Genomic DNA, 23252 nt, shown 5'->3' on the forward strand with positions numbered 1-23252 from the left:
AAAAACGGCAAGCCTCAGGCTTGCCGTTTTTTTTGGCCGCGCGGAACTGTTGCCAGTTGGCGCGCTCTAGGTTTCAATATACCCATGTGGGGTATCTGATGGAGCGTGAGATGCAACGTCGACAAGTGATGCAGTGGGGAGGCGCGCTGGCCCTCTCGTCCTGGCTGGGCCGCCCGGCCCTGGCCGCTTCCAGCCATGCCGGACACGGCGGCCAGGATATCGCGGCCGCGTCGCCGGTAGCGGCCGGCCTGGAGTTGGCGCGCGGCCAGCCGTTGCCAGCGTTGCCGCGCTTGCCGCTGGAGAGCAAGGAGGGCGCGCTCAGCGGCTGTCTGACTGCCGCCGCGCTGAATTTGCCCTTGCTGCCCGGCAAGGCGGCCACCGCTTTCTGGGCCTACAACGACAGCGTGCCGGGGCCCGCCATCGAGCTGTACGAAGGCGATGCGCTGCATCTGCGCTTCGACAACCGCCTGCCGCAAGCTACCACCGTGCATTGGCACGGTCTGCCGATTCCGGCCGACCAGGACGGCAATCCGCACGATCCAGTGGCGCCCGGCCAAACGCGCGACTACCGCTTCGCGCTGCCGCCAGGCTGCGCTGGGACTTATTGGTACCACCCGCATCCGCACGGCCATACCGCCGAGCAGGTATACCGCGGTCTGGCCGGGGTGTTAGTGGTGAAGCGCCGAGACGATCCGCTGGCGCATCTGCCCGAACGGTGGCTGGTGCTGTCCGACCTGAAGCTGGACGAGCAGGGGCAAATCGCCGCCAATAGCGAGGCGGACCAAATGGACGGCCGCGAGGGCCAGTTCGTGCTGGTCAACGGCGCCTGGCAACCGAAGCTGACGCTGGGCGTCGGCGAGCGCCAGCGCTGGCGCGTCTGGAACGCCACCAGCGCCCGGGTGCTGAAGCTGGCGCTGCCTGCGCACGAGGTCTGGCTGGTGGGAACCGACGGCGGGCTGATCGAAAAGCCGCTCCGCATCGATTCGTTATTGCTGCCGCCCGGGGCGCGGGCCGAGCTGGCCGTCACCGGCCGTTTCGCCGCCGGCAAGCCGGCCGGCTTGTTGGCCTTGCCGTACGCGCGCGGCAAGATGATGGGGCCGGAGCAGGACAAGGTTTTGCCGCTGCTGGATGTTGAGGCCGGACCGGCGGTCGCGAAGGCGGCGCTGCCGTCCAGGCTGCGGACGATCGCGCCGCTGCCGAAGCCGGCGGTGAGGCGCCGCGTGGCGTTCAGCGAGGACATGGCCAATCCGGCGGCGATGTTCCTGATCAACGGCAAGACCTTCGACATGGATCGGATGGACTTCACCGGCAAGGTCGGCGCGGTGGAGGAGTGGGAAATCGACAATCAGGCCGATATGGACCACCCCTTCCACCTGCACGGCACCCAGTTCCAGGTGACCGAGCGGCATGACGGCAAGGGCTGGCGGCGCGAACCCTACCTTGCCTGGCGCGACGTGGTCAATGTGCCGCCGGAGCAGAAGGTGAGGCTACGCTTCCGCCAGGACCTGCCTGGGCCGCGCATGTTCCACTGCCACATTCTGGAGCACGAGAACGCCGGCATGATGGGCATGCTGGATGTCAGCGCCTAGGCCGGGCGCGCCGGCGCCGGATGCGCGATAATGCCGACATCGACAATTCAGGATGAGTCATGACCGATACCCGTCACCCGCATGAGGAATGCTGCCACGACGCCCCCGCCGCCGAGCGGGTGGTGGTGCAGCCGGGCAAGGCCGCGCTGCTGAAGCGGCTGGCGCGGATAGAGGGCCAGGTGCGCGGCATCGGCGGCATGATAGAAGCCGACCGCTACTGCGTCGACGTGCTGACGCAGGTGGCGGCGGTGAAGTCGGCGATGGACGCGGTGGCGCTGCAGTTGCTGGAAAACCACATGAAAGGCTGCGTGGCGCGCGCCTTGCAGCAGGGCGACGCCACCGGCATGGTGACCGAGCTGATCGACGTGGTGAAGAAGGTGCGCTAGGGCGCGTAGCGATGGCGGCTTGGGCGCGTGTCGAGTATGACCAACTGAATGCCAGGCAGAAGGAAAACTACAATTTCCAGAAGCTGGCGGCGGTGTTGGCGGATTACGGCTTCAACTGCCTGCGCTTGACGGATGACTGGCAGGGAGCCGATTTCATAGCCTGCCATATCGACGGCGAGACTTTTCTCAAGGTGCAGCTGAAAGGTTGTCGACTGTTGTTTGACCGCAAGTACTGCGGCAAGAATCTCCATATCGCTTTTCGTGATGGCGAGCAGTTTTACCTTTATCCCCATGACGAGTTGTTGAGGCAAATGATGGAGTTGGGGATCATTGCCGGGACCAAGTCTTGGGAGTCGGGTGGGAATTACCACTTTCCTCGCATGACAGAAAAACAACTCCGCTTGCTGCATCCCTATCGCCTCTAATGCTGTTCACGCTTACCGGAGACATGCAATGAAAACCACACTCGCCATCGCGGCGCTATTGTTGACCGGCGCGGCCTGCGCCGACCCGATTCCGTTCGAAACCTTCATCAAGCTGCACAACGGCATGCTGGAGGCCGAGCTGGTGTCCATCGTCGGCAAGCCCGACTACGGCAGCGACAGCAACCAGGGCGGGCTGGCCAGCGGCATCGCCACCGTCTCCACTACCCGCCAGCTGTCTTGGCTGGCCAACGGCAACATTCCCTACACCACCATCGTCACCTTGCGCGACGGCGTGGTGGTCAACATCAAGCGCAGCAAGAAGTTGTAAACGCGCCGCGTTTTGCCGGCGCCGCGCCGCGAAGTCGCTGAAAAATCGCGCTTAAAGTTTGCCTGGCCGCGGCAAAGTGCGTAGAATGCTGCGGTTTACTACCTTGCCTTTTGCAACCGCATGGCAAAAGGCTACGAATAGCCAAAAGGAGTTCACATGCGCCATTACGAAATCGTGTTCATCGTGCACCCGGACCAGTCCGAACAGGTCCCGGCCATGATCGAACGCTACAAGGGTATGGTTCTGGCCGCCGAAGGCAAGATCCACCGTCTGGAAGACTGGGGCCGTCGCCAACTGGCTTACCCGATCCAGAAGCTGCACAAAGCTCACTACGTTCTGATGAACGTTGAGTGCCAGTCGGAAACCCTGGCCGAGATCGAGCACGCCTTCAAGTTCAACGACGCTGTTCTGCGTCACCTCAGCATCAAGCTGGACCGCGCCATCACCGACGCGTCCCCGATGATGAAGGACGAAAAGGCTAAAAACCTGCTGGACGCCCAGCAGCCGGCAGCCGAGGCCGAAGCTTCTGCCTAATCGGCAGAGGTAGCGGACTTGCAGAACCGTCTGGTATTGACCGTCACGGTTGAACGCGAGGATGCGCTGAGATACACGCCCGCCGGCTTGCCGGTAGTGGAAATGTGGCTCAAGCATCAGTCTAGACAGACAGCTGGCGGATTCGAGCGTGATGTGGCCTGCGATATACAGGCCGTGTGGATAGGCGACGACGCCCGGAAGCATTCCGGGAAACTGGCGGGGCAGGTGATCAACGTCACCGGGTTCCTTGGCCAGCGCAGTCTGCGCAATCCGCGGTTGGTACTCAATATCGAATATGTTGAATTTGTAAAAGGTTAGTCAAAATGGCTCGTCAACTCTTCAAGCGCAAGAAGTTCTGCCGCTTCACGGCAGAAGGCATCAAGGAAATCGACTACAAATCCGTTGATCTCCTGAAGGATTTCATCGCCGAAAACGGCAAAATCATCCCGGCTCGCATCACCGGTACCAAGGCTCGCTACCAGCGTCAGCTGACCACCGCTATCAAGCGTGCTCGCTTCCTGGCTTTCCTGCCGTACACCGACCAGCACTAAGACCGGGAAAGGAACTTAAAAGATGCAAATCATTCTGCTCGAAAAAGTTGCCAACCTGGGTCAACTGGGTGACGTGGTCAACGTGAAGAACGGCTTCGCCCGCAACTTCCTGATCCCGCAAGGCAAAGCCAAGCGCGCGACCGAAAACAACCTGAAAGAGTTCGAAGCTCGCCGCGCCGAACTGGAAGCCAAGCAAGCCGAAATCCTGGCCGACGCCAAGGTTCGCGCTGAAAAGCTGGTTGACGCTGTTATCACCATCGCTCAAAAAGCCGGTGTTGACGGTCGTCTGTTCGGCTCCGTGACCAATGTGGACGTGGCTGAAGCCGTGACCGCGTTCGGCGTGGAAGTGAAGCGTTTCGAAGTTCGCCTGCCGAACGGCCCGTTCAAGGCCATCGGCGAGTACGACATCGAAATCGCCCTGCACCACGACGTTGTGAGCCCGATCAAGGTTGTCGTAGTTGCTGAAGCCTAATTCCTGATTCAGGACGGCTTGAAGAAAAACCCGCTTTCGAGCGGGTTTTTTCACGCCTATCGCCACAGTGGTTGCGATACGCAACGAATGACGATATGGTTGCGTGTCGCAACTGAGTGAGGGGGCCGCCATGCGGGAGAGGGAGCTGCGCGCATTGTCGCGCGATGTGGTGCGCGCGCTGGGCATGTTGTCCAGCCATTGCGGCGAAGTGGCGCTGACGCCGGTGGAGGCGCATCTGCTGATCGAGCTGGAAAGCGGTCCGGCCAGCAATCAGCAGCTGGCGGACCGTTTGCGGGTGGATAAATCCAATAGCAGCCGGCCGCTGCAGCGTTTGTCCGAGCGCGGGCTGATCGCCTGGCGCGCCGATCCGGCCGACGGCCGCAGCAAGCAGGCCGAATTGACCGGCTCCGGCCGCGACTGGCTGGCGCGGCTGCACGCGGCGATGGACGCTGACATGGCGCGGGTGCTGGCGCAACTGGACGAGGCGGAGCGCGCCCGGCTGGAGGATGGCCTGAGGTTGTACCGGCGCGCGCTGCGCGACGCCGACAGCCAGCAGGGCTTCGCGATCCGGCCGCTGGCGGCGGCCGACAACGGCCCGCTGGCGGCGCTGATCCGCCGGGTGTCGGCCGAGTACGGGCTGGGCGATGGCTGCAGCTTCCTGGATCCGCAGCTGGACGCGTTGTTCCCGGTGTACAACCGGCTGGATTCGCGCTACCTGGTGGTGGTGGAGCCGGACGGGCGGCTGTTGGGCGGCGGCGGCATCGCGCCGCTGGCCGGCGGCGCCCAGGGCGTGTGCGAATTGCAGAAGATGTATTTCGACCCGGCCTTGCGCGGCCGCGGGCTGGGGCGGCGCCTGCTGCGGCTGCTGCTGGCCAAGGCCAGGGCGCTGGGCTACCGCCAGTGCTATCTGGAAACCACCGCTGCGCTGGCCGAGGCGACGGCGCTGTACCGGGCGGAAGGCTTCGCCCTGCTGGACGAGCGCTGGGGCGATACCGGCCATGGCGGCTGCGAAATTCGCATGGCGCTGGCGCTGCAGCGCTGAACGGCTTTGCGCTCGTCGCCGGATTTTGCATAAGCAAGTACTGATTTTCGACAAGTACGCGGCGCCAGGATGCTGGGACAATCAGGCTCGGATATCTTGGGAGCCGCATCATGGTTTACCTGCAACTTCTGGTGGTGCTGGGCGCCATTTTCCTCGGCGTGCGCATGGGCGGCATCGGCCTGGGCGTCACCGGCGGCGCCGGTCTGTTCATCCTGACTTTCGTCTTCGGCCTCAAGCCCGGCCACGCGCCGATAGACGTGATCCTGATCATCATCTCGGTCATCACCGCCTCGGCGGCGTTGCAGTCGGCCCGGGGGCTGGACTACATGGTGGGCATCGCGGCGCGCTTCTTGCGGCGCAACCCGCGCCATATCGTGCTGCTGGCGCCGCTGGTGGGCTGGCTGTCCACTTTTCTCGCCGGCACCGGCTTCATCGCGCTGGCGCTGATGCCCATCGTGGTGGAAGTGGCGGAGAAAACCGGCATCCGGCCGGAGCGGCCGTTGGCGGGCCTGACGGTGGCATCGCAAAACGCCATCGTCGCCTGCCCGGTTTCGGCGGCCACGGTGGCGCTGGCCACGGTGCTGGCGCCGCACGGCGTGGCGCTGACCGACATCATCATGATCAGCATTCCGGCCACTCTGATCGGCGCACTGGCCGGCAGCCTGGTGATGTTGCGCTATGGCCGCGATCTGGCCGATGATCCGGTGTATCGGCACCGGCTGGCATCGGGCGGCATCGCGCGGCCGCAGGCTGCCGGCGTGCAAGCGCTGCCGCGCACCGCGGCCTGGTCGGTGTATGGGTTTCTGTTCACGGTGGCGCTGATCGTGCTGCTGGCGGCCATGCCGCAGCTGCGTCCCGCATGGCAAGGCGCGAAGGGCCTGGAGCCGGTGGCGATGGTGGACGTGATCCAGATGTGCATGCTCAGCTATTCGGCGTTGGCGGTGCTGTTGTGCAAGGCCGACCTGCAGGCGATGGTGTCCGGCAGCATGTTCCGCTCCGGCGCGGTGGCGGCCGTCACCATCCTGGGCGCGGCGTGGATGAGCGATACCTTCATCCAGGCCAATCTGCCGTTGTTCCAGCACAATATCGTCAGCATCATCCACCAGGCGCCGTGGCTGTTCGCCTTCGCGGTGTTCACCATGGCGGTGATCCTGTTCAGCCAGGGCGCCACCACCAAGGTGATGATGCCGCTGGGGGTGTCGCTGGGGCTGGCTGCGCCGACGCTGATAGCCATCTTTCCAGCGGTGGTGGGGGTGTACGTGTTGCCGAGCTATCCCAGCCTGATCGCGGCGGTGGAGATGGATTACACCGGCAGCACCCGCATCGGCCGCTGGGTGTTCAACCACAGCTTCATCCTGCCGGGGCTGGCGACGACGGCGGCGTCGATCGCCGCCGGTTTCGCGCTGATGGCGCTGCGCGGCGTTTAGTCCTCGCTAGCCAAAACCAGGCGGGCGCGCAGGCCGGGCGCGTCCTGCTCGGCGATGGCCAGCAGGCGGTCGATATTGGGATGGCTGCCCGGCTGCGCGCGGGCGGCGGCGGTGTGCTCGGCGAACAATTCCAGTCCCTCGCGCGCGGCCTTGCGGTCGATGTGGCCGTGGCGTTTCACCAGCGCGTGGTAGACGCGCAGCGAGCCGGCGGTGCCGGGCTGGTTTTCCAGCCGGTGCACGGCTTCGCCGGCCGGGTTCAGCAGCACGATGGCGGCGACGCCGTCGGTGGCGGGCAGGGTGGACAGCTGTTCCTGGAAGGTGGTCATATCCGTTCTCCTTGTTATGTTTGCGGCTTCAACCTATGAGAATAAGGGCAAAACATGACAGTTCCAGTACGTCTCTGTCTTTTATGTGACGGGTAATGTTAATTTGTGTTTCAGTTTGGTGCTGGCTAACTGATTTTTGCACCAATTTGGTGCATTCCTGGCTGGTTTGATTATCAGCGCAGCGCCAAAACCCTGACTTGCCTGAGCATGGTTGGCTGGCACGGCGCTTGCTTAGTAAAGGGCAAGCTAGTGAGCGGGGCCGCAAGGTCCGCAGCGCCAGTCTGCAAAGGGGAGGACGAGAGCGGCTCAGCCGCCATTGGAACGGGGTTGTCGAAGAGGTAAGCTTCGACAACCCCGCTTCATTTTCGCGGCCTGCTCAGGGCTGCTCGCCCATCAGGTAGCGTTGGCTCATCTGTTTGAAGTGATCGCTGCCGGATTGGCGCAGCAGCTCGAACAGCACCATCTCGCGGCTGACGATCTGCGCGCCGGCCGCGCGCATCCGCGCCAGCGCCAGCTCCACGTCGGAGGCCTTGCGGCTGGACACCGCGTCCGCCACCACGAATACCTGCTTGCCGGCCTGCAGCAGTTCCAACGCGGTCTGCAGCACGCAGACATGCGCCTCCATGCCGCAGACGATGATCTGGCGCTTGTCGGTCAGCAGCGGCGGCAGACAGTCCGCCGCCACGCAGGAGAAATGCAGCTTGTCCACCGTTGGCGCTTCCGGCGCCGCCTCGCGCAGCGCCGCCGCCGTGCCGCCCAGCCCGCGCGGGTATTGCTCGGAAAACACGATGGGCAGCTGGTGATCGCGCGCGGCGGCCACCAGCCAGCGGCTGCGTTTGAGCAGGCCGTCGGCGTCGTGCACCGCCGGCAGCAGCTTGTCCTGGATGTCGACGACCAGCAGCGCGGCGTCCTGTCTTTGCATCAGCATGTTCAGCTCCGGTGGAATCGAACCGCCAGCTTAGCGCCAATGCCGGCCGCCGGCATCCTTGCCATGGCCGGAATATGCCTATGTGTTGTTTGCCTGGTCGGCCAGGTGGAGGGCGGCCATCGCGCCCAGCAAGGCGCGGCCGGGATTATCGCCGCGCAGCCATTCCTCAACCGGGAACAGATCGAACAGCCCGACCTTGAACAGGGTCGGCACGGCCAATTCCAGCTGGCGCTCCACCTCGCCGCGTTCGCCGCGGTTATAGGCGGCGATATTGACCAGCATGGCGGCGACGGTGCCGGTCTGCACCGTGCTGCCGTCGCGCAGCTTCACCGCCGGCAGGGTTTCGCCGTCGGCGATCACCTTGCTGTTGATGGCGGCCAGTTCGTTGGTGTGGGCGACGGTCTGGATGGATGGTTTCATGGTTTGGCTCCTGTTGGGTTGGGGTGAGGCCAGTATCGCGCTGGCGCGATCGGCGCGCTTTGTATAGAGTGCCAATGAATATTGAAAAAGGGCCAATATGGCAGCGGATGCGTTAATGGCTGGCGGCGTCAGGCTGACGCCGCTGAAGCGGCGGGCCGGCGACCACACCGCCATGCATGCCCATGAAGGAGGCCAGCTGACGCTGGTCCGCCGCGGCGCGCTGGAGCTGGTCGCCGCGGAGCGGCGCATGCTGCTGCCGGCGGGGTGCCTGGGCTGGCTGCCGGCCGGCTTGCCGCATGGCGCGCATTATCACGGCGACCTGGAGGGCTGGAGCCTGGAGGGGCGCGGGGCGGCGCTGGATCGGCTGCCGGCGCAGCTGCAGGCATGGAGCGGCAGCCCCCTGCTGGACGGCATCTTCCAGCGCCTGGCCGCCTGGCCGGAAGCGGGCGGCGCGGCGGCCGCGGCGCGCCTGCTGCAGGTGCTGGTGGATGAACTGGGCTGGGCCGCGCCGCACCCGTCCTGCCTGCCGTGGCCGAAGCATCCGGCGCTGCGCCGGCTGGCGCAAGATCTGCTGCGGGAGCCGGCATTGGATTGGGATCTGCAACGCTGGGCCGGCCATATCGGCATGTCGCGCCGCAGCCTGATCCGCCATTTCCGCGCCGAAACCGGCCTGGGGCTGGGCGAATGGCGCGAGCGGCTGCGGATGATGCGGGCGCAGGCGCTGCTGGCGGAGGGGAGAGCGGTGGGTTTCTGCGCGCTGGAGCTGGGCTATTGCGACAGCAGCGCCTTCATCGCCGCCTTCCGCCGCTGTTTCGGCGCGACGCCGGGCCGGTTTTTGTCGGGCTGAAAATTATATTGCTATGCACAATAAATATTTGGCATGATGGTCTGCCGGGCCACGCGGCGATCCCGCCGGCGCCCACCAACTTCGGAGACCGCCATGTCCCAGTCCTTGTCGATTCGTTCCGTCGAACCTTCCGACGCCGCCGCCATCCATCGCATCACGACCGCTCCCAGCGTGTATCCCGACACCCTGCAATTGCCGTATCAGCCTTTGTCCGCCACCGAAAAGCGGCTGAGCGAGCGGCCCGCCAACCTTTACCAACTGGTGGCCTGTAGCGGCGACGGCGAGGTGGTCGGCACCGTCGGCCTGATCGTCAACGAGGGCATGCGGGTGCGCCACAGCGCCAGCCTGTTCCTGATCGTGCGCGACGACTGGCAGGGCAAAGGGGTGGGCGGGGCCTTGATGCGCGCCATCGTCGACCTGGCCGACAACTGGCTGGGGCTGATCCGCATCGAGCTGAAGGTGGTGCATGACAATGCCCGCGCCATCGCGTTGTATGAAAAGTGCGGCTTCGAGTACGAGGGGCGGATGCGGCAGGAGCAGCTGCGCGCAGGCAAGCTTGAAGACGTGCTGGTGATGGGCCGGCTGAACTGGCCGGGGAGGGCGCAAGCATGAACGATTATCGCATCCGCCATGCCGAGCCATCCGACGCCGAGGCCTTGAACGCGCTGTTCAGCGACCCGGCGGTATTCGGTTCCATGCTGGGCCTGCCTTGCCCCGCCTTGAGCAAGCGCCGCGAATGGCTGCAGAAGCACGAGCCAGGACGAACCGTGCTGGTGGCGGTGGACGCGGCTGGCCTGGCAATCGGCTGGGCCGCGCTGATCCCGGCCCGCCGCGAGCGCCTGCTGCGCGCCGCCGAAATCGGCATCGGCGTCGCTTCCGCGCAGCATGGCCGCGGCGTCGGCTCGCTGCTGATGGCGGCGACGCTGGATTTGGCCGACAACTGGCAGGGACTGCGCCGCATCGAGCTGACGGTGTTCGCCGATAATCTGCGCGCGCAAGCCCTATACCGCAAATTCGGTTTCGTCGAAGAAGCGCGGCTGCGCGCCTATGCGCTGCGCGACGGCGTTTACCACGATGTGCTGGCGATGGCGCGGCTGCGCGAGGGGGAGTGGAAATGAGCGAATTGCGCATCCGCCATCTGGAGCCGGCCGACGCGGCCGATTTGCAAGAGTTAGCCTCGGACCCGTCGGTATACGGCAATACTCTGCAGCTGCCTTTCCCGTCTTCCGCCACCATGGCCTCGCGCATGGGCAAGTTGCTGTGCGCCGGGCGGTATCAGCTGGTTTGCCAGAACGCGGCGGGCAAGGTGGTCGGCAGCGCCGGCTTGTGGCGGCTGGACGAAGCCAGGCTGGAGCATATCGCCGGTTTGGGCATCAATGTCCACCGCGACTGGCAGCGCCGCGGCGTCGGCACGCTGCTGATGGCGGCCATGCTGGACCTGGCCGACAGCTGGATAGGCTTCGAACGGATCGAGTTGACGGTTTATCCCGACAACCAGGCGGCGCAGGCCTTGTACCGCAAGTTCGGCTTTGTCGAGGAGGCGCGGATGCGCGCGCATTCGTTCCGCAACGGCGCTTACCATGATGCCTTGCTGATGGGGCGTTTGCGTCCCGACTCCTGACTGAGGAGCGCTTAACGCAAAACAACGCCGCGAACCGGAAGGTTCGCGGCGTTGTCTTTTGGCCAGCGGGAGCGGCGGCTTACTTTTGCGCCGGCGCTTGTTGCTGCACTTGCTGGGTTTGCTCGCTGGCCATGCGGTCGCGCATCGCCTTCATGTTGGCGTAGCCGTCGCTGCCGGCCATGGCGGCGCCGGACAGCAGGATCAGGGACAGGGCGGCAAGAGTGGTTTGCTTCAGCATGGCGGTTTCCTTTATTTGTGTGTGGTGCCAGCAAGTGGTTATGGATCAAAAATATTGATGCCTTGTTCGGTTTTTGCTGGTGTCTTGTTACGGAATTCATTCTATTGCGGCTTTGAACGCGATAAAATCGAAAAGAACCGAACAAAGTGTTCAAAAAAAATGAATGAGTGGCGCAGATGAAACTGACTTTGGAAGCTCTGCAGGTATTGGATGCGATCGAGCAGCACGGCAGTTTCGCCGCGGCGGCGGAGGCTTTGTACAAAGTGCCGTCGGCCTTGACCTACACCATTCAGAAGCTGGAGCAGGGACTGGGAGTGGCGATCTACGACCGCAGCGGCCATCGCGCGCGGCTGACGCCGGCCGGCGAGCGGCTGCTGCGCGACGGCCGCCATCTGCTGGACGCCGCGCGCCAGCTGGAGCTGAGGGTCAGCAAGCAGGCTCAGGGCTGGGAGGACAAGCTGCGCATCGTGGTGGGAGACCTGGTCGGTTTCGAGCAGCTGTTGCCATCCATCGCCGATTTCGACCAACTGCAGTCCGACACCCGGCTGCAATTCATCCGCGAAAGCTTCGGCGGCATCTGGGACGCCTTGTACGACGACCGCGCCGACCTGGTGATAGGCGCGCCCAACCAGCCGCCGCCCGGCGATTATTTCACCCGCAATATCGGCGACTACGACTTCGCGCTGGTGGTGGCGGCCGGCCACCCGCTGGCCGACGCGCCCAATCCGCTGCCGCCGCATCTGCTGCGCCGCCATCGCGCGGTGGCGGTCGGCGATACCTCGCGCCGCCTGCCGGCGCGCACCGGCGGCTTGCTGGAAGGGCAGCAGGTGCTGACCGTGCACAGCAGCCAGGCCAAATTGAAGGCGATTCTGGCCGGGCTGGGCAGCGGCCACCTGCCGCGCTCGCATGTGCAGCGCTGGCTGGACAGCGGCCATCTGGTGGAGAAAGAGGAAGAGGAGAACGGCACCTTCCCGCCGATGTGCTTCGCCTGGAAACTGGAGCAGCCGGGGCGGGCGCTGCAATGGTTCGTGCAGCGGCTGGAGCGGGCGGTGGCGGACGGCGAGCTGACGATCTGAGACGTGAAACCGCCTGCCGGCGGCAGGCGGTTGGGGCTGCTTGCGCTTAGCGGTCGGACGGGATGGAATTGAACTGTGGCACCATCGGCGCCGGCTGGTTGTGCAACTGGGCGTCCATCCGGCCGCGCATCGCCCACATCACGGACAGGCCGTCGCTGCCGGCCATGGCCGATGCGGAAAGCAGCAGGAGAGACAGGGAACTGGCGAGTATGGTCTTCAACATGGCTTTATCCTTTTTGCTGTAGGAGGTCAGGCCGTGTCAAGCCGCTGTGGGCAAGTGAAGCTGGGTTGGGCAGCAGTTTGGCTCCGGTCAACGGCGCCGCGGCCTCGTGCCGAGGCGCTGATTGCAGTGTAGGCAGCGTCAGCGTCTTTGACATGTGCCCAATTGTAAACATGTTTATAGAATCAGCGCCTTAGGCGCGGCGGCTCCATGGCGGAGCCGCCGCCGGAGGCTAGATGTCCTGGCCTTCGACGATGCCGTCGTGGCTGGCCGCCTGGCGCGGCAAGATCAGGTTCAGGGCGATGGCCAGCACCGAGCACAGGCCGACGCCGGCCAGCGCGAAGTCGCCCAGCTTCAGCGTCAGGCCGCCGATGCCGGCGGTCAGCACCACCGAGATGATCACCAGGTTGCGCGGCTCCATCAGGTCCACCTTGGCCTCGATCAGCGTCTTCAGGCCGATGGAGGCGATGGTGCCGAACAGCAGCACCATGATGCCGCCCATCACCGGCATCGGAATCGATTGCAGCAGCGCGTTGAACTTGCCGAAGAAGGCCATGCAGATGGCGAAGATGGCCGCCCAGGTCATGGTCACCGGGTTGAAGTTGCGGGTGATCATCACCGCGCCGGTCACTTCGGCGTAGGTGGTCACCGGCGGGCCGCCGATCAGGCCGGCCACGCACACGCCCAGGCCGTCGCCGGCCAGCGTGCGGTGCAGGCCGGGGGCTTTGGTGTAATCCTTGCCGGTGACGCCGCCTATCGCCATCACGCCGCCGATGTGCTCGATGGCCGGGGCGATGGCCACCGGCAGCATGAAGGCAGCTGCCGCCCAGTTGACTTCCGGGCTGTGGAAGGCGGGCGCCGCGAACCACGGCGCGGCGGCCAGTTTGGCGAAGTCCACCGCGCCGAGGAAGGCGGCCGCGATGTAGCCGACGACGACGCCGGCCAGGATGGGCACCAGCTTGAACATGCCGCGGGCGTAGATGGAGACGACGATGGTGGTGGTCAGCGAAATGGCCGCCAGCAGCAGCGAGGTTTCATACGGCAGCACCTGCTTGCCGCCGGCCTGGCCCATCGCCATGCCGGAAGCGGCGGTGGCGACCGACAGGCCGATGATCATGATCACTGGGCCGATCACCACCGGCGGCAGCAACTTGTTGACCAGCGCCATGCCGCGCCAGCGCACGATGGCGGCGAACACGAAGTACATGAAGCCGGCGGCGAACAGGCCGAACATGGTCGCGCCCTGGCCCCAGGTGTGGATCGAGTAGATGATGGGGCCGATGAAGGCGAAGGAGGAGCCGAGGAAAATCGGTACCTGGCGACCAGTGCAGGCCTGGAACAGCAGGGTGCCGAGGCCGGCGCCCAGTAGCGCCATCGCCGGATTCAGGCCGGTGAGCAGCGGCACCAGCACCAGCGCGCCGAAGGCGACGAACAGGATCTGGGCGCCGGACACCGCCAGCTTCAGTTGTTGCATCATCATTCTTCCTTGTTTTGGTTTTGTAATCTTGTCGGGCTCAGACGGCGCAATACATCACCGCCTGCGCCAGCACATTGTCGACATCGGCAGCCACCATGCTGCGGCGCTTGAAATCCTGCACCATACGCTGCACCGCCTCGTAGCATTCATAGTTCGGCTTGGCTTGGTAGCGAATGTCCACGCCCAGGCGCGCCGCCACTTTCTTCACCGTCGTCGGCTTGACGCAGACATGGACCTGCGGATCGAAGCAGGCCAGGAAGCAGCTGACGATCGGCCATTTGGCGGCGTTGGCCTTGGGGTCGGTCCGCGCCATCGTCAGCGTGTCCACATAGGCGGCGAAGCTGTCCGGGCCGAAATCATGCAACACATCGCGCAGCGCCTGAACGAAGGGCAGGTTCAGGTCGCGGTTGTCCAGGTAGTTGCGGAAGGCGATCTTCTCGAAAGTGCTGACCGTGGTGGCCAGCGAGATGATCTGGCGGCAGGCGTGGGTGGCGTCGGCCAGCTTGCCGCTGGCGAGCGCCGCGTCCAGCTTGGCGCGGGTCAGCTCGCTCTGGCACAGCGCCTCGGCCTTGGCGTAGCTTTTGTGCCGGCGGGCGAGCGTTTGCCAGTCCGGGTCCTGGAAGCCGCCGGGGAAGCGGGCGAGAAAGTCGGCGTCTATCGCGGCGTAGCGGTCCATGGCGTTCCTCGTTGCGGGCTTGCAAAAAAGCCGCCGGCTGCGGAGGCAACGGGCGGCTGATGGAAAAGCATGGCCGATCAGGCCTGCTGCTTGGTGCCGAAGATCTTGTCGCCGGCATCGCCGAGGCCGGGGATGATGTAGCCGTGCTCGTTCAGATGGCTGTCGAGCGAAGCGGCATAGATTTGCACGTCCGGGTGGGCGTCGTTGACGATCTTCACGCCTTCCGGCGCCGCCACCATCACCACCGCCTTGATGGTTTTGCAGCCGTTGCGCTTCAGGAGGTCGATGGTGGCGATCAGCGAGCCGCCGGTGGCCAGCATCGGGTCGATGATGATGGCGATGCGCTCGTCCAGATTGCCGACGAATTTTTCAAAGTAGGATACCGGCTCCAGCGTCTCTTCGTTGCGGGCCAGGCCCACCACGCTGATCTTGGCCGACGGCACCAGGTCGAGCACGCCGTCCAGCATGCCGATGCCGGCGCGCAGGATGGGCACCACGGTCACTTTCTTACCCTTGATCTGCTTGACGTCTATCTTGCCGCACCAGCCGTCGATGGAGACGGTTTCCAGCTCGAAGTCGCGGGTGGCTTCGTAAGCGAGCAGACGTGCCAACTCCTGGGTCAGCTGGCGGAATTTCATGGTGCTGGTGTCCGCTTCGCGCAACAGGCCCAGCTTGTGCTGGACCAGCGGGTGATCGACGATGGTGATGTTCAATTCTGGCTCCCTACCTTGGCAAAAAGCTGCTTGCCGCGGAGGTTTCGCGCGGCAAACAGCTTTCGAATACATATGACAGCGGCAGCCGCAGGGCTGCCGTGGGTGGTATGGGTGCGTATTTTAACGCTTCTCGCGCCGGGAAATCCACAGGATAAAGTCCGTTTGCGGACAAATTTGCCGCGGCGCAAACGACAAACCCGGCCAAAGCCGGGTCGGGGAGCGTGTGAGGACCGCGATTACAGGTCTTTCAGCATTTCCTGCAGTTCGCCGTTCTGGAACATCTCGTACATGATGTCGGAGCCGCCGACGAACTCGCCCTTCACGTACAGCTGCGGAATGGTCGGCCAGTTGGAGAAGTCCTTGATGCCCTGGCGGATGTCCGGGTCGCGCAGCACGTCCACGGTGAGGAAGTCCTCGACGCCGCAGGCCTTGAGGATCTGCACCGCGCGCGAGGAGAAGCCGCACTGCGGGAACTGGGCCGAGCCCTTCATGAACAGCACCACGGTGTTGGCGGCGACGGTTTGTTGAATATCTTGTTGAATCGACATGTGTGCAATCCTTAGCGTTGCGCCGGGGGGATGACGCCGCCCGGCAAATACCCGATCTTTTCAATAAGTTATTCTACGTGCGGCCACCGGGCTGGTCAATTTGCCTAAGCCTGGCGTGCCATTGCGGCAGGAACAGCCGCACTTGGCCCTCGTACAGCGCGCGGCGGCTGACCAGCCGCGAAACCGACGCCGCGACCAGCGCGGTGGCCATCAGCGGAATGATCATGCCCGAGGTGTCGGTCATTTCCATCACGATGACGAAACCGGTCATCGGCGCTCGGGTCATGCCGGCGAAAAAGCCGACCATGCCCAGCAGCACCACCATGGTCTGCGGCAAGAACGGCAGAAGCTGTGACATATTGAGGCCGAAGCCGGCGCCCACCGCCAGCGACGGCGCGAACATGCCGCCAGGCACCGCGCTGATGTGGCTGACGAACATGCTGATCAGCTTCAGCGCGCCGTAATCCTGTAGCGCCGCGCCGTGGCCTTCGATGATGTCGCGGGCGCGGAAGTAGCCGGTGCCGAAGGTGCTGCCGTGGCTGGCGATGCCTATCACCGCCAGCGCCAGGCCGCAGCCGGCGGCGAAGCGTATCGGGTAGCGGACGCGCCAGCCGTGCAGCGGGCCCGGCAGCCGCTGCGACAGCGCCAGCAGCACCCGGCAGGCCAGGCCGCCGACCAGGCCGCCGATCACGCCGCATACCGGGATGGCCAGCCAGGTCTGGTTGCTGTCCATCGCCACCTGCACCACGCCGAAATAGTTGTAGTTGCCGTTGATGGCGAAGGTGGTGAGGCCGGCCACGATCACCGACAGCAGAATGGTGGAACTGGCGCGCATGTCGAAGGTGCGGCCCATTTCCTCGATGGCGAACACGATGCCGGCCAGCGGCGCGTTGAAGGCGGCGGCCACCGCGGCGGCGGCGCCGGCCAGGATGAAGCTGCGCGCGGCGCCCTCGTGGCGCAGCGCGGCCTTGCGGTTCAGCGAGTACTTGATGGCGGCGCCGACCTGGACGATGGGGCCTTCGTAGCCGAAGGTGGCGCCGGAGCTGATGCCTATCAGCGTCAGCAGCACCTTGCCGAAGGCGGCGCGCAGCGTGAAACAGGTCTCGCGCAGCTTTTCCATGCCGGGCTCCAGCGCGGCGATGGATTGCGGGATGCCGCCGCCGGCCGAGCCGGGGAAGAAGCGGTGCATGATCCAGATCGCCAGCGCCAGGCCCGCCGGGGTGATCAAGAGGCTCCAGTATGGCGAATAGGAATAGGCCTGGTAGAACAGGTCGTGAGACAGATGGCTGCCCAGCGCGAACACGTAAGCCACCACGCCGATCAGGATGGCCGCGATCCATACCGGCAGTTGCCGCCGCCATTGGGCCGCGGACAGGTAGAGATAACGCAGCTGGCGGTTCATTTTCTGCCGGCTGTTGCGGCGGCTGAGGTAGTCCTGCATCGGGTCGGTGCTCCAGGGCCGGGGGCCGGGCGAGATAGAATTATCAGGCGCTAATGTACTACGAATGCCGATCCAATACGAGAACAGCCCGCGGGCGGGGCGCTGGCGGGCTGTGTCTGAAGCGGATTGAGAGGCTTAGCCGGCGCTGCGTTCCAGTACCGCGGCGAAGAAGCCGTCGGTGTTATGCAGATGGGGTTTCAGCTCCAGGTAATCGCCGCATTGCAGCGGGATTTTCTGCTCGGCCAGCACCTCGTCCATCTTCAGCAGGCGGAAGTCGGCGTGCTCGGCCAGGAAGGCCTCGACGATGGCCTGGTTTTCCTGCGGCAGCAGGCTGCAGGTGGCGTAGACCAGGCGGCCGCCGCTCTTCACCAGCCGCGAGGCGGAGGCGAGGATGGACGCCTGCTTGGCGTTCAGTTCGGCGACGCTGTCCGGGCTCTGGCGGAATTTCAGGTCCGGATTGCGGCGCAGGGTGCCCAGGCCGGAGCAGGGGGCGTCCACCAGCACGCGGTCGGCCTTGCCGGCCAGGCGTTTCACCTTGGCGTCGTTTTCGTGCGCCAGCAGTTGCGGGTGCACATTGGACAGGCCGGAGCGGGCTTGGCGCGGTTTGAAGTTGGCCAGGCGCTTTTCCGACACGTCGAACGCATACAGGCGGCCGCTGGATGACATCTGCGCGCCCAGCAGCAGCGTTTTGCCGCCGGCGCCGGCGCAGAAGTCCACCACCATTTCGCCGCGGCGCGCGCCGGTGATCAGGCCCAAGAGCTGGCTGCCTTCGTCCTGCACCTCGAAGGCGCCGGCCTTGAACAGCTCGTGCTTGGACAGCGCCGGCTTGTCTTTCAGGCGGATGCCCAGCGGGGAGTACGGCGTGGCTTCGCAATGGATGCCTTCGGCGTTCAGGCGGTCCAGCAGCTCTTCGCGCTTCATCTTCAGCGTGTTGACGCGCAGGTCCAGCGGCGCCATCGACATCAGGCCCTGGCCCAGCGCCTCCACCGCGGACGGCTCCTGCTCGCCCAGGCGCTCGATCACCCATTGCGGCAGCTCTGCGCGGATTTCCAGGCTGTCTTCCAGCGTCTTGCCTTTGACCGTGCCGAGCCACTCGCGCTCGCCGGCGCTGGTGGCTTCGGTCAATTCCTTGACGTTCAGCTTGTTGAATTTCATCAGCGCCACCAGCGCCAGGCGGCGCGGCGTGGCTTTCTCCGGCGCGATCAGCGCGCGCAGCTGGATCAGGCGGCGCAACGCGCCGAAGGCGGTTTCGGCGATCAGGTGGCGGTCGGCGCCGCCCAGCTTGTTGTGCTCGCGGAAATAGGCGGACAGCACGGCGTCGGCCGGGCGGTCGAAGCGGGTCATCTGTCCGATGACGGTTTCCAGGTGTTTCAGTTGGCTATGGCTAATGTGCATTCTTGTTCAGTCTCGTCGGTTGCGGCGGCAGTTCCCACTGCAGCGCGCCATTCACTTCTATGCGGACCGCGCGCAGCTCGATCCGCTTCTTGTCGTCGATGCGCGTGATGCGCACCGGCAGGTTGGCGAAATCCGTCGCCAGCCAGAATTCGGTGGTGTCGCCGCCTCCTTTGGCCTGGAACACCGCGACCCGCATCTTGCCGGCGTTGGTGTCGTAGTCGAAGGCTCCAGTCGGCGCCATCGGGTAATCGTAGACTTTCTTGGCGGTGGTGATCTGCAGCGCCTTGTCGCCCAGATGTCCGCCCTTCAGCCCCAGCTGGAAGGCCAGGCTGTAAATGTCTTGCGCGCCGGCGCGCAGCGCCACTTGCTGTCCGGCGCCCATGCCGTAGCGCAACTGGCCGGCGGCGTAGTCGAAGCGGGCCTCTTCCTTGGCCTTGTCGCCCTCGAACGACAGCATGCTGTCCGGGCGCAGCCCGCCGGCGTCTATGCCGCCTTCCACCCGGTAGCGATAGCCGCGGGTGAACATGCGGTAGGCGAACGCCGGCGTCGCCACGGTTTCCAGCAGGTAGCGGCCATGGCCTTGCTGCCAGTTTAGCTCACCGGTTCCGGCGTAGACGCCGTTCCAGTACAGCTGGTAGCTGAGCTTGGCCGCGACCGGGAACTTGCGCAGCGGCTGCGGCGGGTGCAGGAAGCCGGCTGGGTCTTGCGGTTTGGCCGCGTCTTCGGACGCGGTCTGCGCCGCCGCATGCCGGGTTTCCGCGTGCGGCGCGCTGGCGGACGGTGCGGGGGCGGTCTCGGCGTGTGGCGCGCTGGCGGCGCGCTCGCCTTGGCCGGCGGCGGTTTCGGCCGCGGGCGCCGACGCCGCGGCTTTCGGTTCGTCCGCCGCTTGCGAGGCGGCCGCTTTGCGCTGCGGTTTCGGCTTTGGTTTGGGTTTCGGCGCGGGTTTGGCCGCGCCGCCGGCCGGGGCCAGGTTGACGCCGGCGCCGGCTGGCGGCGCCGGGCGCGCCGCTTCTTCCAGCCCCATCGCCTGCATCTTGATGTCTATCTTTTCCAGCTTGGTGTCTTCGGCCGGCGGCAGGCTGATGGCGGGCAGCATGCCGGAGCCCAGCAGCGCGAAGTGCAGGGCCAGCGACAGAAACAGCGCGATCAATAGCAGACGGCGGCGGGACATTTAAACCTTATAGGATGGCGGCGGGGACATCAGATCGCAGGCGGCGGCCGGACCGCTGGCCACCTTGCCGTTCACGATGGAGAGCTCGCCGGCGGCGAAGCGGCGCACCGCCTCCGGATACAGCTGGTGTTCCAGCTTCAGCACGCGCGCGGCCAGGCTGTCCCGCGTGTCGCCGTCCTGCACGCTCACCGCGCCCTGGGCGACGATGGGGCCGTGGTCCAGCTCGGCGGTGACGAAGTGTACCGTGCATCCGGCCAGTTTGCAGCCCATTTCCAGCGCGCGCTCGTGGGTGTGCAGGCCGGGGAAGGCCGGCAGCAGCGACGGATGGATGTTCAGCATCCGGCCTTCGTAGCGGCGGGTGAAGCCTGCGGTCAGGATGCGCATGAAGCCGGCCAGCACCACCAGATCGGGCGCGTGGGCGTCTATCGCCTCGGCCAGCGCGGCGTCGAAGGCTTCCCGACTGGGGTAGGCCTTGTGGTCCAGCGCCGCGGTGGCGATGCCGCGCTCGGCCGCCCAGGCGAGGCCGGCCGCGTCCGGGCGGTTGGCGATCACCGCGGCGACGCGGGCGCCGGCGATGCCGGCGTTGACGATGGCCTGCATATTGGAGCCGCGGCCGGAAATCAGGATGACGATGTTTTTCATGTGCCGTTGTCTACTCAGTGTTCGGATTGGCGTCCGCCAAATGACAAGCGCCGCCGGCGGGGCCAGCGGCGCGCAAAAGGCTGCGTGTGCTAAGCCTTAAGCGATCTGCGTCTGGTGCTCGTCGCCCTGGCGCTCGCGGACGGCGCCGATGCGATAGACGGTTTCGCCGGCTTCGCGCAGCAGCGCCATCGCCTGCTCGGCGTGTTCGGCCGCCACCACCACCACCATGCCGATGCCGCAGTTGAAGGTACGGTACATCTCCTGGATGTCCACCTTGCCTTCGCGCTGCAGCCACTGGAACAGCTTGGGTAGTTCCCAGCTCTTGGCGTCGATCTGGGCGACGGCGTTGTCCGGCAGCACGCGCGGGGTGTTCTCGGTGATGCCGCCGCCGGTGATGTGGGCCATGCCCTTGACCGGCAGGGTTTCCATCAGCTTGAGCAGCGGCTTCACGTAGATGCGGGTCGGGGCGATCACCGCGTCGCGCAGCGTCTTGCCGCCGTCGAACGGCGCGTCCAGTTCCGGCTGCGCGCGGTCGATGATCTTGCGCACCAGGCTGTAGCCGTTGGAGTGCACGCCGTTGGAGGCCAGGCCCAGCACCACGTCGCCGGCGGCGATGTCGCGGCCGGAAATCACCTTGCTCTTTTCCACCACGCCGACGGCGAAGCCGGCCAGATCGTACTCGCCGGCCGGGTACATGCCCGGCATTTCGGCGGTTTCGCCGCCGGTCAGCGCGCAGCCGGCCATCTCGCAGCCGGCGGCGATGCCCTTGATCACCTCGGTGGCCTGCGCCACGTCCAGCTTGCCGCAGGCGAAGTAGTCGAGGAAGAACAGCGGCTCGGCGCCCTGCACCAGGATGTCGTTGACGCTCATCGCCACCAGGTCGATGCCGACGGTGTCGTGGCGGTTCCAGTCGAAGGCCAGTTTCAGCTTGGTGCCGACGCCGTCGGTGCCGGATACCAGCACCGGTTCCTTGTACTTCTTGGAAATCTCCACCAGTGCGCCGAAACCGCCGATGCCGCCGAGCACTTCCGGGCGCATGGTGCGCTTGGCAAAAGGCTTGATGTTTTCGACCAGCGCGTCGCCGGCGTCGATGTCTACGCCGGCATCACGGTAACTGAGGGACGTGGTATTCAAGATAAACTCGCTTTCTGCAAACTTGAAATATTTTTACATCAAGCTTTCGCCGGTGCGAAAGCACTGTATTTTAACTGAAAAATGGCAAACAGGCTGGCAAAAGCGGCGGGCGGTTTTTCGCGGGCGGCGACATCGCCGCGTCCGTCGCCGCCGCCGCGGCAAAAGGCGGTTCCACCGAAGGGCCGTATCGGCGTAAAATCGAACAATTGATGTCAAAACACAGCGCAGCACAGTAACTTTGGACCAGCTCGTACTCGATCTCACGCCCACGCCGCTGCCGGCCTTCGACAATTTCCTGGCCGAGCGCAACCGCGAGGTGATCACGGCCCTGACCGCCACCGAAGGCGAACGCTTCATTTATCTATGGGGCGAGCCCGGTTGCGGCAAGACCCATCTGCTGCAGGCCTGGATCGCCCACGCCGAGCGGCTGGGGCGCGCCGCCATCTATCTGGACGGCAAGGGCGACCATCTGCCGGACTTCGCGCGCGAGGCCAGCTTCATCGCGGTGGACCACGTCGACGACCTGGCGCCGGACGACCAGATCACGCTGTTCTCCTTCTACAACTCGCTGAAGGAAAGCGGCGAATCGCGGCTGCTGATGGCCGGGCGCAATCCGCCGATGGCCTTGTCGGTGCGCGACGATCTGCGCACCCGGCTGGGCTGGGGACTGGTGCTGGAAGTGAAGGCGCTGTCCGACGACGACAAGCTGGCCGCCTTGCGCAGCCACGCCGCCACGCGCCAGCTGTCGATTCCGGACGATGTCTACCGCTACCTGCTCACCCACTGGCGGCGCGACCTGTCCAGCCTGATCGGCATGATAGACATGCTGGACCGCTACTCGCTGGCGATGAGGCGGCCGATCACCGTGCCGCTGGTGAAAAACGTTTTGCAAACCGCCACCCCGGAATCATGACGACAGCCACCCCCACCCAACGCAATCTCGCCCTGTTCGATCTGGACCACACGCTGCTGGCCGGCGATTCCGACTTCGAATGGCCGCGCTTCCTGATCAAGCGCGGCATCCTGGACGCCGCCCAGTACGACGAGCGCAACAGCTATTTCTACCGCCAGTACCAGAACGGCACGCTGGACATGCAGGAGTACCTGGCTTTCATCCTGGCGCCGCTGACCCGCTTCAGCCGCGCCCAGCTGGACGAATTGCACGCCGACTATCTGGAAAACCACATCAAGCCGCTGATCCCGAACAAGGCGCGGCAACGTCTGGCGGCGCACGCGGCTGAGGGCGACCAGATCGTCATCATCACCGCCACCAACCGCTTCATCACCGGCCCGATCGCCCGCGACCTGGGCGTCGAGCACCTGATCGCCATCGAGCTGGAAGAGGACGCCGACGGCAACTTCACCGGCCGCCCGACCGGCGTGTTGAGCTTCAAGGAAGGCAAGATCACCCGCATCGAGCAATGGCTGGCCGAGCGCGGCGAAAGCTGGGACAGCTACGGCACCAGCTTCTTCTACAGCGACTCGCACAACGACCTGCCGCTGATGAAGCTGGTGGACAAGCCGGTGGCGGTGGACCCGGACGACAAGCTGCGCGCCCATGCCGAAGCGCACGGCTGGCCGGTGATCTCGCTGCGCGATTGAATTCCGGGCACGGCCCGCTTGCC

The 23252-nt window shown here is 65.2% G+C and carries 32 protein-coding genes; 17 read left to right on the top strand and 15 right to left on the bottom strand.

Going from position 1 to position 23252, the window contains the following annotated elements; translation table 11 throughout:
- Positions 1-110 precede the first annotated feature (110 nt).
- From U6115_RS06165 to U6115_RS06210, 10 genes are all read left to right on the top strand, one after another.
- Positions 111-1589, top strand: coding sequence for a multicopper oxidase family protein (locus tag U6115_RS06165; RefSeq protein ID WP_043576473.1), 1479 nt, complete (start codon positions 111-113; stop codon positions 1587-1589).
- A 59-nt stretch (positions 1590-1648) separates the two neighbouring features.
- A complete protein-coding gene (locus U6115_RS06170; RefSeq protein WP_043576471.1) occupies positions 1649-1975 on the top strand; it encodes a metal-sensitive transcriptional regulator in 327 nt (108 codons plus the stop codon).
- A gap of 11 nt (positions 1976-1986) precedes the next feature.
- Positions 1987-2400 (top strand): hypothetical protein, encoded by a 414-nt coding sequence (locus U6115_RS06175; RefSeq protein WP_043576468.1) that lies wholly within the window; start codon positions 1987-1989, stop codon positions 2398-2400.
- A 28-nt stretch (positions 2401-2428) separates the two neighbouring features.
- On the top strand, positions 2429-2728 hold the full coding sequence (locus U6115_RS06180; RefSeq protein ID WP_052258107.1) for a hypothetical protein: 300 nt from the start codon (positions 2429-2431) through the stop codon (positions 2726-2728).
- 156 nt (positions 2729-2884) lie between these two features.
- Positions 2885-3262: a 30S ribosomal protein S6 gene (rpsF, locus tag U6115_RS06185; RefSeq protein ID WP_021476675.1), complete on the top strand. Its 378-nt coding sequence runs from the start codon at positions 2885-2887 to the stop codon at positions 3260-3262.
- A gap of 18 nt (positions 3263-3280) precedes the next feature.
- The gene (priB, locus tag U6115_RS06190; protein ID WP_021476674.1) at positions 3281-3580 is read left to right on the top strand and encodes a primosomal replication protein N; all 300 of its coding nucleotides are present in this window, start codon (positions 3281-3283) and stop codon (positions 3578-3580) included.
- A gap of 5 nt (positions 3581-3585) precedes the next feature.
- A complete protein-coding gene (gene rpsR, locus U6115_RS06195) occupies positions 3586-3813 on the top strand; it encodes a 30S ribosomal protein S18 (protein WP_011137185.1) in 228 nt (75 codons plus the stop codon).
- A 22-nt stretch (positions 3814-3835) separates the two neighbouring features.
- Entirely contained in the window at positions 3836-4285 is a 450-nt protein-coding gene (gene rplI / locus U6115_RS06200) for a 50S ribosomal protein L9 (protein ID WP_043576464.1), read from the top strand.
- Positions 4286-4388: 103 nt separating this feature from the next.
- Entirely contained in the window at positions 4389-5327 is a 939-nt protein-coding gene (locus tag U6115_RS06205) for a MarR family winged helix-turn-helix transcriptional regulator (RefSeq protein ID WP_230623386.1), read from the top strand.
- A gap of 110 nt (positions 5328-5437) precedes the next feature.
- Positions 5438-6754, top strand: a complete 1317-nt coding sequence (locus U6115_RS06210) for an anaerobic C4-dicarboxylate transporter family protein (RefSeq protein ID WP_043576458.1) — start codon at positions 5438-5440, stop codon at positions 6752-6754.
- Here U6115_RS06210 and U6115_RS06215 read toward each other — a convergent pair.
- From U6115_RS06215 to U6115_RS06225, 3 genes are all read right to left on the bottom strand, one after another.
- Positions 6751-7080, bottom strand: a complete 330-nt coding sequence (locus U6115_RS06215; RefSeq protein WP_043576456.1) for a DUF2322 family protein — start codon at positions 7078-7080, stop codon at positions 6751-6753. The two genes, U6115_RS06210 and U6115_RS06215, sit on opposite strands and share 4 nt — an antisense overlap.
- 376 nt (positions 7081-7456) lie before the next feature.
- Complete coding sequence (locus tag U6115_RS06220) at positions 7457-8008, bottom strand: hydrolase (RefSeq protein ID WP_043576453.1); 552 nt, start codon at positions 8006-8008, stop codon at positions 7457-7459.
- A gap of 78 nt (positions 8009-8086) precedes the next feature.
- Positions 8087-8428, bottom strand: a complete 342-nt coding sequence (locus U6115_RS06225; RefSeq protein ID WP_043576452.1) for a DUF7709 family protein — start codon at positions 8426-8428, stop codon at positions 8087-8089.
- Positions 8429-8543: 115 nt separating this feature from the next.
- On the opposite strand from U6115_RS06225, the gene U6115_RS06230 reads away from it, so the two are divergent.
- The 4 genes from U6115_RS06230 (at position 8544) to U6115_RS06245 (ending at position 10896) form a co-directional block, all read left to right on the top strand.
- Positions 8544-9275, top strand: a complete 732-nt coding sequence (locus U6115_RS06230; protein WP_047238074.1) for an AraC family transcriptional regulator — start codon at positions 8544-8546, stop codon at positions 9273-9275.
- 93 nt (positions 9276-9368) lie between these two features.
- Positions 9369-9887: a GNAT family N-acetyltransferase gene (locus U6115_RS06235; protein WP_043576449.1), complete on the top strand. Its 519-nt coding sequence runs from the start codon at positions 9369-9371 to the stop codon at positions 9885-9887.
- The gene (locus U6115_RS06240) at positions 9884-10393 is read left to right on the top strand and encodes a GNAT family N-acetyltransferase (protein ID WP_043576447.1); all 510 of its coding nucleotides are present in this window, start codon (positions 9884-9886) and stop codon (positions 10391-10393) included. The genes U6115_RS06235 and U6115_RS06240 overlap by 4 nt, the downstream gene beginning before the upstream one ends.
- Entirely contained in the window at positions 10390-10896 is a 507-nt protein-coding gene (locus U6115_RS06245) for a GNAT family N-acetyltransferase (protein ID WP_043576445.1), read from the top strand. The genes U6115_RS06240 and U6115_RS06245 overlap by 4 nt, the downstream gene beginning before the upstream one ends.
- A 79-nt stretch (positions 10897-10975) precedes the next feature.
- Here U6115_RS06245 and U6115_RS06250 read toward each other — a convergent pair whose 3' ends face one another.
- Positions 10976-11134 carry a hypothetical protein gene (locus tag U6115_RS06250; protein ID WP_162837607.1) on the bottom strand — a complete coding sequence of 53 codons (159 nt, stop codon included), beginning with the start codon at positions 11132-11134 and terminating at the stop codon, positions 10976-10978.
- Positions 11135-11310: 176 nt separating this feature from the next.
- Between U6115_RS06250 and U6115_RS06255 the strand changes: the two genes are divergently transcribed.
- Positions 11311-12210 carry a LysR family transcriptional regulator gene (locus U6115_RS06255; protein WP_043576443.1) on the top strand — a complete coding sequence of 300 codons (900 nt, stop codon included), beginning with the start codon at positions 11311-11313 and terminating at the stop codon, positions 12208-12210.
- Positions 12211-12256: 46 nt separating this feature from the next.
- Here the strand turns inward: U6115_RS06255 and U6115_RS06260 are convergent, their stop codons facing one another.
- The 11 genes from U6115_RS06260 to U6115_RS06310 all read right to left on the bottom strand — a co-directional run bounded on the left by U6115_RS06260 (position 12257) and on the right by U6115_RS06310 (position 21833).
- The gene (locus tag U6115_RS06260) at positions 12257-12433 is read right to left on the bottom strand and encodes a hypothetical protein (RefSeq protein WP_162837606.1); all 177 of its coding nucleotides are present in this window, start codon (positions 12431-12433) and stop codon (positions 12257-12259) included.
- A gap of 229 nt (positions 12434-12662) precedes the next feature.
- Positions 12663-13904, bottom strand: coding sequence for a uracil-xanthine permease family protein (locus U6115_RS06265; protein ID WP_101527510.1), 1242 nt, complete (start codon positions 13902-13904; stop codon positions 12663-12665).
- 40 nt (positions 13905-13944) lie between these two features.
- A complete protein-coding gene (locus U6115_RS06270) occupies positions 13945-14583 on the bottom strand; it encodes a hypothetical protein (RefSeq protein WP_043576439.1) in 639 nt (212 codons plus the stop codon).
- A 77-nt stretch (positions 14584-14660) separates the two neighbouring features.
- On the bottom strand, positions 14661-15296 hold the full coding sequence (upp, locus tag U6115_RS06275) for a uracil phosphoribosyltransferase (protein ID WP_043576437.1): 636 nt from the start codon (positions 15294-15296) through the stop codon (positions 14661-14663).
- A 236-nt stretch (positions 15297-15532) separates the two neighbouring features.
- Positions 15533-15844, bottom strand: coding sequence for a Grx4 family monothiol glutaredoxin (gene grxD / locus U6115_RS06280; RefSeq protein WP_043576435.1), 312 nt, complete (start codon positions 15842-15844; stop codon positions 15533-15535).
- A 73-nt stretch (positions 15845-15917) separates the two neighbouring features.
- Positions 15918-17285 (bottom strand): chloride channel protein, encoded by a 1368-nt coding sequence (locus tag U6115_RS06285; protein ID WP_047238071.1) that lies wholly within the window; start codon positions 17283-17285, stop codon positions 15918-15920.
- Between the two features lie 135 nt (positions 17286-17420).
- Positions 17421-18674, bottom strand: coding sequence for an RsmB/NOP family class I SAM-dependent RNA methyltransferase (locus tag U6115_RS06290; RefSeq protein WP_197465963.1), 1254 nt, complete (start codon positions 18672-18674; stop codon positions 17421-17423).
- Positions 18670-19851, bottom strand: coding sequence for a DUF3108 domain-containing protein (locus U6115_RS06295; protein ID WP_052258106.1), 1182 nt, complete (start codon positions 19849-19851; stop codon positions 18670-18672). Before U6115_RS06295 ends, U6115_RS06290 begins: the two co-directional genes overlap by 5 nt.
- Positions 19852-20493, bottom strand: a complete 642-nt coding sequence (purN, locus tag U6115_RS06300) for a phosphoribosylglycinamide formyltransferase (protein ID WP_043576431.1) — start codon at positions 20491-20493, stop codon at positions 19852-19854. It abuts the gene before it with no gap.
- A 96-nt stretch (positions 20494-20589) separates the two neighbouring features.
- Positions 20590-21627, bottom strand: a complete 1038-nt coding sequence (gene purM / locus U6115_RS06305; protein WP_043576428.1) for a phosphoribosylformylglycinamidine cyclo-ligase — start codon at positions 21625-21627, stop codon at positions 20590-20592.
- A gap of 38 nt (positions 21628-21665) precedes the next feature.
- Entirely contained in the window at positions 21666-21833 is a 168-nt protein-coding gene (locus U6115_RS06310; protein ID WP_155294747.1) for a hypothetical protein, read from the bottom strand.
- Between the two features lie 32 nt (positions 21834-21865).
- Here U6115_RS06310 and hda point away from each other — a divergent pair, with 32 nt between their 5' ends.
- Both hda and U6115_RS06320 read left to right on the top strand, forming a co-directional pair.
- The gene (gene hda / locus U6115_RS06315) at positions 21866-22540 is read left to right on the top strand and encodes a DnaA regulatory inactivator Hda (RefSeq protein WP_043576426.1); all 675 of its coding nucleotides are present in this window, start codon (positions 21866-21868) and stop codon (positions 22538-22540) included.
- The gene (locus U6115_RS06320) at positions 22537-23229 is read left to right on the top strand and encodes a histidinol-phosphatase (RefSeq protein ID WP_043576424.1); all 693 of its coding nucleotides are present in this window, start codon (positions 22537-22539) and stop codon (positions 23227-23229) included. The genes hda and U6115_RS06320 overlap by 4 nt, the downstream gene beginning before the upstream one ends.
- Positions 23230-23252 lie beyond the last annotated feature (23 nt).

The sequence above is a fragment of the Chromobacterium subtsugae genome, from assembly GCF_035919665.1.
In the GTDB taxonomy this organism is placed as follows: Bacteria; Pseudomonadota; Gammaproteobacteria; order Burkholderiales; family Chromobacteriaceae; genus Chromobacterium; species Chromobacterium subtsugae.